The 13758-nt window shown below is 36.5% G+C and carries 11 protein-coding genes; 2 read left to right on the top strand and 9 right to left on the bottom strand.

Annotated elements, in window-relative coordinates; translation table 11 throughout:
* Positions 1-121: 121 nt before the first annotated feature.
* Together BM212_RS03945 and chbG are read left to right on the top strand one after the other, a co-directional pair.
* Positions 122-841, top strand: a complete 720-nt coding sequence (locus BM212_RS03945) for a GntR family transcriptional regulator (RefSeq protein ID WP_091896452.1) — start codon at positions 122-124, stop codon at positions 839-841.
* A 26-nt stretch (positions 842-867) separates the two neighbouring features.
* Positions 868-1569 carry a chitin disaccharide deacetylase gene (chbG, locus tag BM212_RS03940; RefSeq protein ID WP_091896449.1) on the top strand — a complete coding sequence of 234 codons (702 nt, stop codon included), beginning with the start codon at positions 868-870 and terminating at the stop codon, positions 1567-1569.
* A gap of 285 nt (positions 1570-1854) precedes the next feature.
* Here the strand turns inward: chbG and BM212_RS03935 are convergent, their stop codons facing one another.
* The 9 genes from BM212_RS03935 to BM212_RS03895 form a co-directional block, all read right to left on the bottom strand.
* Positions 1855-2199, bottom strand: coding sequence for a type II toxin-antitoxin system PemK/MazF family toxin (locus tag BM212_RS03935; RefSeq protein ID WP_072695163.1), 345 nt, complete (start codon positions 2197-2199; stop codon positions 1855-1857).
* Entirely contained in the window at positions 2200-2430 is a 231-nt protein-coding gene (gene mazE / locus BM212_RS03930) for a type II toxin-antitoxin system PemI/MazE family antitoxin (protein ID WP_072695164.1), read from the bottom strand.
* A gap of 661 nt (positions 2431-3091) precedes the next feature.
* On the bottom strand, positions 3092-3316 hold the full coding sequence (locus BM212_RS03925) for a hypothetical protein (protein ID WP_072695165.1): 225 nt from the start codon (positions 3314-3316) through the stop codon (positions 3092-3094).
* A gap of 121 nt (positions 3317-3437) precedes the next feature.
* Complete coding sequence (locus BM212_RS03920; RefSeq protein WP_091896446.1) at positions 3438-4784, bottom strand: TIGR02679 family protein; 1347 nt, start codon at positions 4782-4784, stop codon at positions 3438-3440.
* Entirely contained in the window at positions 4774-8913 is a 4140-nt protein-coding gene (locus BM212_RS03915) for a TIGR02680 family protein (protein WP_177206301.1), read from the bottom strand. The genes BM212_RS03920 and BM212_RS03915 overlap by 11 nt, the downstream gene beginning before the upstream one ends.
* Positions 8913-10091, bottom strand: coding sequence for a TIGR02678 family protein (locus BM212_RS03910; protein ID WP_091896440.1), 1179 nt, complete (start codon positions 10089-10091; stop codon positions 8913-8915). Before BM212_RS03910 ends, BM212_RS03915 begins: the two co-directional genes overlap by 1 nt.
* Positions 10081-11583 (bottom strand): TIGR02677 family protein, encoded by a 1503-nt coding sequence (locus tag BM212_RS03905; protein WP_091896436.1) that lies wholly within the window; start codon positions 11581-11583, stop codon positions 10081-10083. Before BM212_RS03905 ends, BM212_RS03910 begins: the two co-directional genes overlap by 11 nt.
* 248 nt (positions 11584-11831) lie before the next feature.
* Complete coding sequence (locus tag BM212_RS03900; RefSeq protein WP_091896433.1) at positions 11832-12290, bottom strand: RloB family protein; 459 nt, start codon at positions 12288-12290, stop codon at positions 11832-11834.
* 148 nt (positions 12291-12438) lie between these two features.
* Complete coding sequence (locus tag BM212_RS03895; RefSeq protein ID WP_091896430.1) at positions 12439-13731, bottom strand: AAA family ATPase; 1293 nt, start codon at positions 13729-13731, stop codon at positions 12439-12441.
* Between the last annotated feature and the right edge of the window lie 27 nt (positions 13732-13758).

The following is a 13758-nucleotide window of genomic DNA, read 5'->3' as shown; positions in this document are numbered from 1 at the left end:
AGTTAAAATGTATCATACAAATTTTTAAATGTAAACATATTTATAGCAAAAATATTAAATGTACATACATTTATATTTTTGCTATAATACATTTAATGAAACGAAAGGAAGACTTAGGAGAATGAAAAAGTCATTACACGCATTTATTAAAGAAAAATTGATTGAACGAATCAAAACAGATGTATATAAGGTAGGTGATCAATTCCCTACAGAAAATGAATTATGTAAAGAATTCAATGTTAGTCGGACTACAGTGCGGATCGCCCTTACTCAATTGGTTCAAGAAGGCTACCTTATTCGTCAACGAGGTAAAGGTAGTTTTGTAGCCGAACCCAAAGTAAATCAGATACTCTCTCATACTGATGACCGATTTACACAACAACTTCAAGCACAGGGAAAATACGGTCAAATTAGCTTAGAGAAGATTGAAGTAATACCTGCTCGGGATTCTCATAAAAAGAGATTTAACATTGAAGAAAATGATCCCATTCAAAAAATCAAGCGAACACGATCAGCTAACAACGAAGTTACTCAATATGAAGTCGCCTATGTTCCTTGGAATATTGCTCCTGGACTAAAAAAAGAATATCTGGAAGCATCCTTGTATAAAACTCTAAAAGAAACATACGGCATCTCTATTCATAAGACAACAGAAATCGTTGAAATAACGCTTGCAGATAAAGATATCAGTCATTATCTGCAGTGTGAAGTCGGACAACCTTGTTTTTATATTGAAACGGTCGCTGAAGACAAAAATGGGCTGGTCATAGAGTTTTCACGCTCATACTTTAGAGGCGATAAGACGAGCTTTAGAATTGAACGATATTATCAGGAAAATTAAAAAACTATTAGCTGGAGGAATTAAACATGAAAATTTTGGTAAATGCTGATGACTTTGGGTTAACCAAAGGTATAAATGAAGGTGTAATTGATGCTCATATCAATGGCGTGGTTACCCGTACTACCCTTATGATGAATGGTATGGCTGTAGAAGATGCTATCAAGCTAGCGAAAGAAACACCTTCATTAAAAGTAGGCATTCACTTAACGCTTTCTTTTGGAAAACCCTTGAATAAACTAGAAACAAACCTCTTGACTAATGATAGTGGTCATTTTAAATATACAAGTACTGAAGTTTCACTGACACAAACTGAAATTGAACAAGTCAAAATAGAATGGACAACTCAAATTGAAGAATTCTTGAAGACAGGACTTACTCTTGACCACATCGATAGTCATCATCACGTTCATGGCTGGCAGGATTTAAAAACCGTTGTGCAAGAATTAAGCACTCAATATAATCTTCCTGTCCGTTATACAGAATCATTAAAAGATAAACCAGAACAGTTACTTACTGAAAATCTCTGGTTAAACTTTTATAAAGAAGGCATTAACGACCAGTTATTTGAAGAGCTGTCTTCTCTACCTTACCATTCTATCGAAGTAATGGTTCACCCAGCGGTAGTAGATACTGATTTGAGACAAATCAGCAGCTATACTGACTTTAGAGAAAAAGAAACACAAATTTTAAAAACCCTGAAAGTTAAAGAGGGTATTACTCTTATCTAGAAGTTAGTTTATTCATTTTTAGCTTGGCTAGAATTTATTTTAAAATAGGAGAATTTTAATATTTAAATTCTAAATAATTAATTTTTCCTTCTATTGATTACCCATGTACCGGATAGGGAATAATAAATTTACGATTATGTTTTTTAAATTTGATAGATAAATTTTAAAAACGACTGATTCACATGAGAATCAGTCGTTTCATCTAATTATTTTATTCGAAGTTTAAAATTTGTTTGCGATTTATTTCATAATTTATAAAGCAGCATTCATTTTTCTTTGGCCTAACTATTCAGCAAAAACAAAAGATACGAGTTGGTTGATTTGTTCTAGTTCATTTGTAGATATTTTTTCAACAAACTCACTATTTCTCTCCATATAATCAAGTGATTTTAATTGAGAAATCAATACCTGTCCTTTAATTTTTGATGTGCTCGTCAAATTGAATCGAGTTGAGTAGTTTTTCAAAGTAGAAGTAATAGGACAGACGACTGCGAAATAAGTGCTTTTATTAAATGCATAAGATGATACCACTAATCCAGGTCTTCTTTTTTGAATTTCTTTTCCAGCCGATGGATCAAAGTCAATCCAGATAATATCTCCTTTATGGGGAATATACTTATCAACTGACATCTACCAGACCTCTTTTCCAGCCGGTTTCATATCTGCCCACACATCTTTTTCATAATATTCTCCAGGTTCCGCCTTTTTGAATGGGTTATCTAGTTTGGGAATTAAGGATATGTTTCCATTCTTATCCGTTCTTACAATATATTCTACATTCATGTCTAAATTTTTCGCTTCAGAAGCAGGTATAGTAACCACAACGGAACTTCCTTGTTTCCGCAATTTTGTTGTTAACATTTACATCACTCCTTATCATTAATTATACTAAATAACATTTAATAACGCAATAGGTTAATTGCAACACTACATCGAGATTTAGAATTTAAAAAGAACCATTAGAAAAAATTCCCTAATAAAATCTGCCTATTGAAATAATTGATATGAGAGATGTTGAACATATGGATGGAAAATCAGTATTAGATAAAGGGTTAGAATCAATAAATTTAATCAGTATTTCAATCATAAAAATTAAATGCGTATAGATCTTGTATGGCAGTCCTACTTCATAATGTGATTCGTCATATTATAAAGTTCCTATGATTGTAGCAACACCTTTTTTTGAAATTTTATGAAACTATTCCATCTAAAGCCTCATATTCTCCAGCATTTGCAAAATTATTACTTAAAAAATAAATACCTAAAACTACTACCAAACCAATACACAAAGCTACTTTTAAAAACCTTTTATTCATTTGTCTTTCAAACTGAGTGCTTGTCTATTTATATTACTCGATTTGGGAACATTTTCGCTCGTTTGATTGTTCATTCACATTTTTATAGTAAAAAACTAAATATTCCTAAATGACACTAAAAATAGTGAAAGTGGAAATGCACATAAGGTTTAGTTCCCAGTTCTCTCATCTTTACAAATTTTCTCTACCCAATGGCTTTCCAAAGTCTATTGATTGTGTTTATTTTCTTCAGTGATTAAATCTACCATTTCTTTAATGATTAAGTTCATCTGTTTTGGTTCAATCACTAGCCTATCTCCTTCTATATACAAAGAAAACTTTGTTTCGACTATAATTTTCAATTCATCGATCATTTCCTTTGAGATTAAAATTCCTATATCTTTTTCATATTTTTGAGCACGATCTTGAAACATCTTATTTGTTATTGCCATAATCTGCAGTTCCTACGAATACTAGTTTAGCAGAGCCTGTAAGACTGTCTCTATGTCTTTCAACCCAATTTAATGATCCAAACCTCTTATCTGGACAAAATTGGCAAATAAACATTGCTTCTCAGTAATTATTTTCCAACTCTTCAATCATTTCATCTAACAAGGCTTCTTGATAAGCTGGGGACTTTAATTCAACCATTTTCATTTTCAATTCTTTCAGCATCGGGCTTTTTAAGCCTTTTAACTGTTGAATACGACGAAACGTTAAATCATTATCAGAAGACACAGCTTTTTCGTAGGATTTAGCATCCATCTTCCACAATATCACTCGATTTCCGTATCTTTCAATCAGTCGATTCGCCATGCCTATTCCTTCCGGATCCATATCACTGGCATAATAAAAATGAGTCGATTCGTCAAATAAATCCAAACATTTCCAAGTGGCTAAAGTAAACTGACCATGAGTGCAGATTAAAGGGACTTGCGGTACTTCATCTATAATGCTTGAAAAAACTCCCGAATTTTCTACTATATGGACTTTTTTACTGGAGTTTGAAGGATATAATGATTCTACAGCAAGCAGTTCACGTATCGGCACGTTCATTACAGTATGTGTTTGACTAGCGGCACGCCACACTGCCTGTTTATTTTCAACTTTCGTATCAGCTAGAATATTGACCAGCGTGATATCATTGGTAATATCATCTCGCAATAAATTGAATGTCAGCAGCAATTCGCTATACTCTTCACTACTATTAGGCACTTCTATCACAGGTGATTCTTCAATATTGGCCATATCGAATGACAATTTATGCAGAAATAATCTACTTAACCATTGATTGCGATCTAAAGCATGTGGATTGCCTAACTGCTGCTGAGCAAAGACCGGTAAACGAATCGGCTTTTTAGGTAAATTTTCAACAAGTTGATTTAATCGTCTTATCAAATCCGAAAACTCGGATTTATCTTGATCGATGAGTTGATGCAACCAGCGATTCTCTTTTGGTTGACTTTGGATGTATTGAAGCCAATAAGATAAATTTGGAAAAGTCTCCTTCTGTTTCTCGAAAAAAATGTGTTTTTTAATCAGTTTTGCTTCACGTTTTTCCCTATTAGATACTAAATGGATACCACAATACGCTTCCACTATCTCTTTCAAAGAGACGCCTTCAAATCTATAAATGGCTAACTGTTTTTCAAATGCTTGAATGGATACTTTATTCTGATCAAGTAACAGATCTTGTCTCATCCCTAAAAATCTTGCAATGGTTTCTATTTCTCCTATGGAGTACTTCTCAAGAGAAATACTTCCACTCATTCTTCCCAGTGACCGATATTTTTTTGCAAAAGCTGAAAAAAGTTTCCCATACACAGCTTCCGCTTTAAAAAAAGCGACGGCTTCTTTCAATGCTTCGTTCATAACATAACCAACCTTTACTTTTAAATCTAGTGCGAAGTCAGCTTTCACTTATTTCATCATTAACCATTACACGCTTTTGTCCGTCCCAAAGATATCGAATGACTACTACATGATCTGCATTTTGAGGTCGGAACAATTCACTGATGGCTAATTTAGAAACGGTCTCATAGTCTCCCCAGATCGCTTGCGAGTTCATGATGTAGTTGAATCCTAATTCTTCAACCACTTCAAATAAATCTGCTATATTGCGTTCATCTACCCCTGCAAATGCCTCATCTAAAGAGATCAGATAAGGGGCCTCGTCACCCGCTTCCAGATAGCGAGAATAGGTCGCAATAAATAGTGGGATATACATGGCTCTGGCCTTTTCTCCACCACTGAATTTGTCGAATTGCGTATTGGTCAATGGTTTTCTGCGTTCATCTCCCGTGCGTTTCACGCTCAATTCAAAGGAAAACCAGCGACGATAATCCAACACTTGTTTTAAAACTTGAAGAAGAGTCTGCATTTCTGTAGACTCATTCATCAAAACTTTTGCACGGTTGATTTTTGTCCGGAAGTGCTTGGTCACTTGATCTATTGCTTCATCTTTTAATGCTCTAGGATTTTGACGCAGCAACTCCACCAAATCTTTGGTGTCCATTTCTTCTTCTGTTTCAGCTGTACGAGGTCTCCAGCGAATGGAGAATTCTACGCCTGATGAATCATTCCTTGATTCCATCAGCTTCCTCATTTCTTCTACCCAGCGTTCGGCTCTATCGATGCGGGCACGAAGTTTCATTCCTACAGAATGGAACAAAATCTCTTCATATAGTTTTTTATCTTGTTCATCCAACATCACACTCTGACGTTCTCTTTCTTGTTTCAAATCTTCTCCTACGAGGTAAGGACTGACTCGTTTCCCTTGTGCAGTTAATTCAATGATTTCTCTTGAACCAGCTTGCTTCCACTGATTGATCAATAACTGTTTCTCTCCACCTTCTACCTCTTGCATCCAATGTTCTGTTTCTTGAAAAAGACTGCGCTGAAGCGGACTATACTCTATTAAGTCATCTTGACGATCATTCCGTACTCGAGATAATTGGCTTGTTAGTTGTGCCGTTTCTTTTGTAGAAACACGACCACTCAACGCTTTAAGAACTTCAGAAGCCTCTAGCATTTCGGTGGATTCGTCGTCATCAAAGGTTACCAATGCTCTTTTCATTTCATTAACGTAAGACTTTCTCCAAGCCTTGACTAATTGAGCAAAAAATGTTCGTTCTGTTTCTAGATCTTCAATATCTTTTTCAACATGAGTCAGATCTACTCTATGTTCCGTATGAGATACTTTATTCCGCTCAATCTCTTCTGTTAATTTCTCTATTTCTTCTATGACAGATTGGATTTGATCTCGTATGTCTTTCACCCCGGCTTGGTCCATTTGCCGTTCTATTTGCTCAATATTTTTTTCTAAACGTGTTATTCTGTCTTGAACGACATTGAAATCCCCTTTTAACTCCAGGATCTCCTCTTCTAAGTCTTCCAATCGATTGATCGTCTCTTGCTTTCTCTCTTCTTCATTCAAAAAGTGTTCCTGTTCTCTTTTTAATTCAGAAAGCATCCGTTCGTATTCGTGCATATGATCAGCAGCTGTCACATATTCTTGAACCGTCAAATTCAGACGATTTTCTTTTGTTTGCGCTTTAATCGATAATTCAAGCTCTCTTACTTCTTTTCCGATCCTTTTCACTGCTTCAGATAGTCTCTGGATCGTGTCATTCAGTTGATTTATGTTAAATCGAGCTTTTTCCAGTTTGTCGTAAAGACCAAATAAGTTCTCATCATTTGGGAATTCCTTGAAGTCATGGTCAGCTTGCCGGATAGAGCTTTCGTTTCTTTCTATATCCGTTTCGATTTTTTCCAATTCTTGCTTTTCTGATTGGATCTGTTCTTCTAATAACCGAATCTGCTCTTCCCGGTATCTCTTGCGCACATTCTTTCCAATAAAGCGGACCGTTTCTACAGGCACAGCATGACCCTTCAGTAATCCAATAGAATAATGCCCTTTTTCAGAAATAGATAATACCTGCTCATCTGACTCATCAATCAAAATACTTTGCAGGATCTGTTCAACGAATTCGGCCGTTACCGAAGTTTCGCTTACATCCGGTTGCAGAAATTCCGACAAGGTATACGCCATCAGCTGCGGGTTTGGCCGCAGGATCCTGTCATATTCAACCATCACTTCCTCTTCAGAAACGACAGCGTCCAATAAACCTGTTTCAATCAATGCCGCTTCAATGCGTTTTTTTGTTTCTTCATCTACCGTTTCACGGAACTCTACCACATTATATAGAGGTTCTGCTTGAATCCCTTGCTGCTTCCATTGCTCTCGCATTTCTTTGGTTTTCGGGTGAGTATCGGGATCTGGATCTTTCTTGTTTTTCCATTCCGTTGCTTCCTGCTCAAGCTCTTCGATTATTTTATTTGTTCTGTCTTGATGAACACGTAAAACAGCCAGATTTTTCTGCTTTCCACTCTTATACGCATTCAATGCGGCTTGGATCGGTTCCCGAACCTGATCGTACCTAGTTTCTTCATATAGTCGGTCCAATGCGCGAGAAGCTTCCTGTATCTGCTCATCTGAAACCATAAGATAATCGGCCGTTTTTATCCATTCGTGGATTTTGTTCAACTGCTGATTTTTTTCTTCTTTGAACCACTGCTCCCAGTCTTTTTCACTGTTTCTCAGTTCATCCATTGTTTGTTTGTACTGCCCCAGTTCCTGATCTTTTTCTTGATACTGTTTTTGCAGCATTTCCAATTTTCTTAATGATTCTTTAATTTCTTCTAAATGCTTCAACTGATTTCTAGCCTGACGATTCCATGCACTAAAAGAAAAGGGATTCTGCTTGTTCTCTTGAAAATCCTCTTGATGCATCCGATCCGCTTCGATAAATGAGGCTTCAAGCGCATCGGCTTCTAATTCTTCTAACAAGTCCTCTATTCTTTCTTGACGCTGGTTGATTTTCAGTTCCATATCATCTAACCCAGATTGCTCTGTATGTATCTTTTTACGTACTTTGTCTACCTTTTGTTCGGTTTGTTCTTTAATGTTCTCTTCTTCTTCAAGCCGTTTCTCATTATCTTGTCTTTCCTCTTCTAGATTCCAGACTTCGTGATGCTCTAATCGCTGACGCGTCTTTCTGGCTGTTTCTAAGTCGATATGTTGAAGATTAATCGTTTGAGCTAAACATGCTAACGAATCTTCGTGATGTTTCGCTTTATCGACAGCTGTTTGATACCGTTGTTCAGTGTCTTGTTTTCTTTTTTCAGCTTCTAGATAACCCATTGTTTGATCATACAAGATTTTTTCATTATAAGCCGTATACACTTTATTCAAATCTGTGATCGCAGTATACTCGCGTTCTAATTGGTCGAGTTGCTGTTTTGTCTGATCCATTTGTTCGATGGTGTCTGAAAGATGACGCAGATCTTCATCTGATAATGGCGGCAATGCCTCTTCTAAGATTTCATAAATCGCCGATGGTTTGTAATCTTTGGAAAGCTTGGGGCTTCTTAACTGAATCAATAATTTGATTAAGTCTTCATACTGTTCAATGGTTTCATATCCAAAAATATATTCATTTACTAGACTGGCATAGTCTTTTCTTTTATCCACCACATATCCACCATTAGCTACTTGGTTCCTTAGTTGAATTTTGGACAAAGGAATTTTCACCTGTTCGCCGTCATGGTTTTCCATTTTATAAAGAGGGAAGTCGTGCCCTATACGCCGATTATCCGTCAAAATGAATCCCCAGAATTTTAGTTGACTTCCGCGTTTAGCCTGCAGACCAATTCCGATCGTCATATATTGTTCCGTCTGCTCCCGTTTGAACTCCATATACAAATAGCCTGTGCGTTCATCGTGGCCAGAAACTTCCTTTTCTCCTAATAGGTAGTCTTCCATTCTGCGCGCCTTAGAATTAAAAGGATCTAACCTTTCAGGACGAGTGGATCCATCTAGAAGTACAGGTAAAAAGCTTTGCATCGTGACCGATTTTCCTGCACCATTATTTCCTCTCAGTAATAATTTTCCACCCGCAAAATCAAATGCCTGGTCTTCGTAATACCAGTAGTTAAACAATCCTGCTCGGTTGACTTTCCATTTATTGCGTTCTGCAGTATTCTGCACTACGATTCCTCCTCTACTGATTTCGCAAAATCAGCTGGATATTGACCAATCATTTGCGACATTGCCGGTCTTAAAACAATCAGTCCAGTCTGTTCTTCTTTTTTCAAAAAGGACCACTCGTCTAGTTGCCTGAAAACATCTTCTGCTATTTTCTGGAGCGTGCTTTTTTCCCGATATTCACTGCTCCAGCCATGCTGATATTTTTTTCTCATCTCTTGTATCATTTGTTCAAACTGTGCTTGAGTCAGCCGAATCTCACCAAAAGGGTCCACCTCACGATGATCCAGCTTTTCCTGAATCATCGTAAGGAAATGCAGACTAACTGAAGAGACCGCTTTACGATCAGGGAAGCTTTCTAACTGCTGTTTCTGTTCCGGCAGTGTCAGCATTGCCATATTTTTCGTGATTTGCAGTTCATATGGGGTATGTGTTTCAATATCTTCTCTAACTCGATTGCGAAAGCGCCGAATATAATCAAATAGTAAATCCTCTTCACTTTCACGGTACAGCACTGGTTCTAAAAGCAATTGTCTATAGACCCGTTTTCTTCGCTGGTCTTCTTGATCTCGTTCCCAATCCATTTTCAAAATCTCCTCAATAGACTGTGTTTCTTTTAAAGACCTTGCATGCGTCCGCATAAAGTACCGCGAGTAGATCGTCGACTGAAATAAGACTTCCTGATTATCCGTGAGGGCAAATCCTTCCACACCACCAGTGTCGCTATCGATTTCTTGAAGTAGATCCAGTTCAACTAGTTTTTTGATTACACGAACAAGTGATAGGCGATGCTGATAATTTGTCCAATCTAATGAAAACAGCCCGGGAAACAATTCCGTTAACGCTTCAGTCAATTCGGAAAGCAAAAACTGATCCTCGATCGATCGATTCTCCATGTAAGCCAGACCGCAGCAAAACAACGCATAATCTCTAGGCTCTTGAAAATCCCGTAACCCCATCCAAGTCTTCGGCTCAACTGGAACTTTCTCCAATTTGATAAAATCTTTGTGTATGATAAAAGCATAACCGAATTTTTCAGAAATGTAGCGCTTCAGCGCTTTTTCATTTTCTCGAATCACTCTATAAGACTCAGGATCCTTCTTCCGCAACACCCAATACTGCTCAAAAAGTATCATGAGTGCTTCTTCTTGCTCTGCATTAAATCCGATTTCAAGCACCATGACCCTTTTTTCCTTTCTCTTCCACTATTTTGAATGTAACATTTGGCATCTCTAAGTCGCCATCATACGATCTCAATATTATTCTTTCATCTTTTAGCAAAACTTTCACGCGAATCCCAAGATCCGTTTGAATCGTACGATCTTTTTGTCCCATTGCTTTTCCGATCCAAGACAAAAAGATGTGTCGAACAGAAGGCTCCACTTTCTCTAACTTTTCTAATTCAATAGACTGATTGACAATATACTGTTCAATCGCTTTTCGCTCGTTGGCTTTTTCTTTCAGATATTCTTCGCGTGCCGCTTTTCTCTTCAGCGTCTGATCCACAACCGCTCCAGATTTTGTCTTTTCGCGATATTGTCTAACACCGGGTTTAGTAATATGGATCTGAGGCGTATGCGACCACTCCTCTTCATAAAGATTTTCTGAACGAGTATTTTGGAGATAATAATGTCTCGTATGTTCCACTCCAAAAGCAGTCGCAAACAACTTATGAGCCTCTTCTATATTCTCTAATTGGGTAAACCAATTGGCGAGATATAAATATTCTTCACGGCGACTCCTGAAATTCTGATGACGTTCTCCCATTCTTTGAACAACTTGAGTAATCTTCCGAATCGACTCAGACGTTCGGTCCAGGAGCATTTCAGCCTCGCTCTTACCATATGACTGCGTTCCGCGAAACCACTGCTGCATTGATTGCCAGCGGCCAGTATATTCTTCAAGCGGTCTTCTCTCATTGGTTACATCCACTTCTTCCAAACGAGCTTGTGCTTTATGTCTCCATACTTGTTCAAAAAAAGGGTACAGCTTACCTTCTGGCAGCTCAGCTAGAACGGACTTGATTTGTTCAGAAGTCGACTGCATAGCACGAATAAATTCTCTTAAATATTTTGTGAACTGATCCTTATATAGCAAAAACGCTTCAGTCTGCATTCTTTCTTCAACCGCTTCACTATTTATGTAGGCAATATAGTCAGAAGTATTCTGCACAATCTGTTTGAAATACGTTTGCACATCTTCCCATAATTGATTTACTTCTTCATCCTGCTTCTTAGTTTGTCCAAACACCACTTCTTCAACATCTTGAATCAACCGATATAACCGCTCAAACTGCGTTCGTTCAAGTGCTCCACCAAACGATTCTTCTTTATTTTCCATCTCCATCAACAATCGCTCAAACTCAATCGTATACGGCGTTGGCTGATAACGAAATCGCTTTTTCTTGTATTCATCAATGGTACGAGCACTACCAATTTCCTGCTTAGGGGATAAATTCCCCCATTCGACTAATTGATTCAAATCTAGCTGCAATTGATCTTCTGTATATTCTGAAAACCCTTCAACTTCTTTTAATGATAAAAATACTTCTCCAGGAAAAATAAATTCCCGCATTCGCTCATGCTGAGTATAAAAAAAACGCAAAATTGCTCGATACCGAAAGTAATTCTCCGCCGTTAAATAACTCGCTTCTTTAACTTTTCGCAAGACCATTGTGTCACTTCCTTAAACAGGTGTTTCGTTAAGTTTATCATAGTTTATTGAGAGGATAAACAAAATTATGGCAGCTATCTGCTGTATGATATAGTGGATTGCCAAGGTGTAAAATATAATGAATACGTTTACTTCAGTTATCAATAGTTAGGCAATCAAAACATAATTGTCCTAATTGCCTAACTACGTATTTATGAACCTAACTGAAATAATTCTTCAACAAGTAAATTGACACGTGTACATGGATTCTAACTACTTGGGGTATGGTTTCCTTCTGTACCATGTTGCTTATTTAAGTTTTCAGCATTTTTTAAAGTAACTTCTGTTAATTCAAAAGTGAAATCAAAAACTGCATGGTCGCTTTTTTTATAACCTGTTGCTAATCCTCTGTCTTGTAGATGCTTATCTAATTTAGTAATATATTGATCACGAGTTATACCAGAATTTAAAAATTCAAAATGCAAAACCAGCCATAATTCAAAGCATTCATTAGACCACGCCACTCTAAAACCTCTAGATTCAGCCATTTCTATCAATCGATGAAAATCATTTGAAGAAAGGTCATCTTTATCAAACACGAGCCATTTGTATTTATACTGTCTTGGCGTTCTTCTAAAATATTTTTCTGCTTCATCAATTAATCTTTCACCAATCATCCCAACCCCTTCGATTTGAAAAAGCGGAAGGTCAATTTTGTCATTGGACAAGGTTTTTCTTCTACAATTTTATTTTTAAGATAAGTAAAATAATTCTTTTCAGTTTCTTTACCTTCTGATGCGATTAAAAAGTACTCAGCACTTGGTGTTCGTTTTTGCCTTCTTTTCTTTTTACCTTCTTTTCTTTTTACCTTCTCTTCTATTTTTCCCCATCTAATTCCTCCCAATCACGGTAAATTCTTGGAATGGAATCGTAGCGACCTGCAATATAGTCTTTCGCATAACTAGCATCTTTACGAATTTTACGTTTGTATTCATCTTTATATTCATATAAAGAATATAAATCAGAAACACTATTATCCGCTTTGTCTACGAACCAGATTTCATCTCTTCTAAAATTTTCACTATCCAACGAATATACATCATGGGTGGTAAAGATGAGTTGAGCCCCTTTTTTATTTCTTGTTGGATCATGAAACATGATTAGAATAAACCGTACAATCAAATGATGGAGCTTTGCATCTAATTCATCGATAAATAACGTATATCCATTTTCTAATGCCTCATCAAGATAATTATACAGCAGCAGCATTTTTTGAGTCCCACTTGATTCAATCGAAATGGTTGTTCTAATTTCATCACCTGTTTGCGGGTCATTATGAACAGTGACCACACGTTTATTCTGCGTTTCTTCATCCTCTATATCATTAGACAATTCCGTTTCTACAATTTCAAAACGTTCAATCCCTACATCAATTGCCTTAATAAATTGTTCTAATTTTCTTTTAGATTCAGAATCTTCTACCGCCTTTAATAACCAATGTCCTCGATTAATTTTCGATGCTTGACCAAAAGTTCGATTTTGATAAAATTCGAAGAACGGATTACCATAATCTATTACACTAGATTGTCTAAACCAATCAAAAACATCTCGAGCCAATTCAATTTTTAAACTAGATAATATAGAAAGTACAAGCGTCTGTTCATCAAATAATTCTGTAAACGGTGAAGAAAGCTCAGATAAAGATTCAGAAATGAACGAAATTTTTTCTGGAAATCGCTCAAACTGCAATTCAAACTTTTCTTTTTTTACTGATTCATCTCTTTTATATAAATATTCTTCAATAACTTTAGACTGTAAGATACAAAATCCGTACTGATAAATTGAGCCTCTATGAGAAAAAATCACTTCAAATTCAGTCGGCTGTTCTCTATCAAACCAATGTGAAACATTATTAAATGCATGTTCTGACAGTAATTCGTTTTTTCCAAAAGAATGCAAAACAACCATTCTCATATATTGGAATGCTTCCAAGACATTACTTTTTCCTGAAGCATTTGCTCCATATATTGCTGCAACAGTTAAAACCTTCTCATCAAAAATATCTGTAAAAATATCTTCCATATGTTCTTTTATAGCAGTTGCCGTCAAATCTAAAGTAACTTCTTCTTTAAACGATTTGAAATTTTTAAACGTAAATTGGTGTAACACGCAAACACCTCCCGATTAATCTATCAT

It is taken from the genome of Marinilactibacillus piezotolerans (genome assembly GCF_900114235.1).
Lineage (GTDB): Bacteria > Bacillota > Bacilli > Lactobacillales > Carnobacteriaceae_A > Marinilactibacillus > Marinilactibacillus piezotolerans.
The sequence above is the reverse complement of the archived record's forward strand: the minus strand, read 5'-3'. Positions and strand labels throughout refer to the sequence as shown.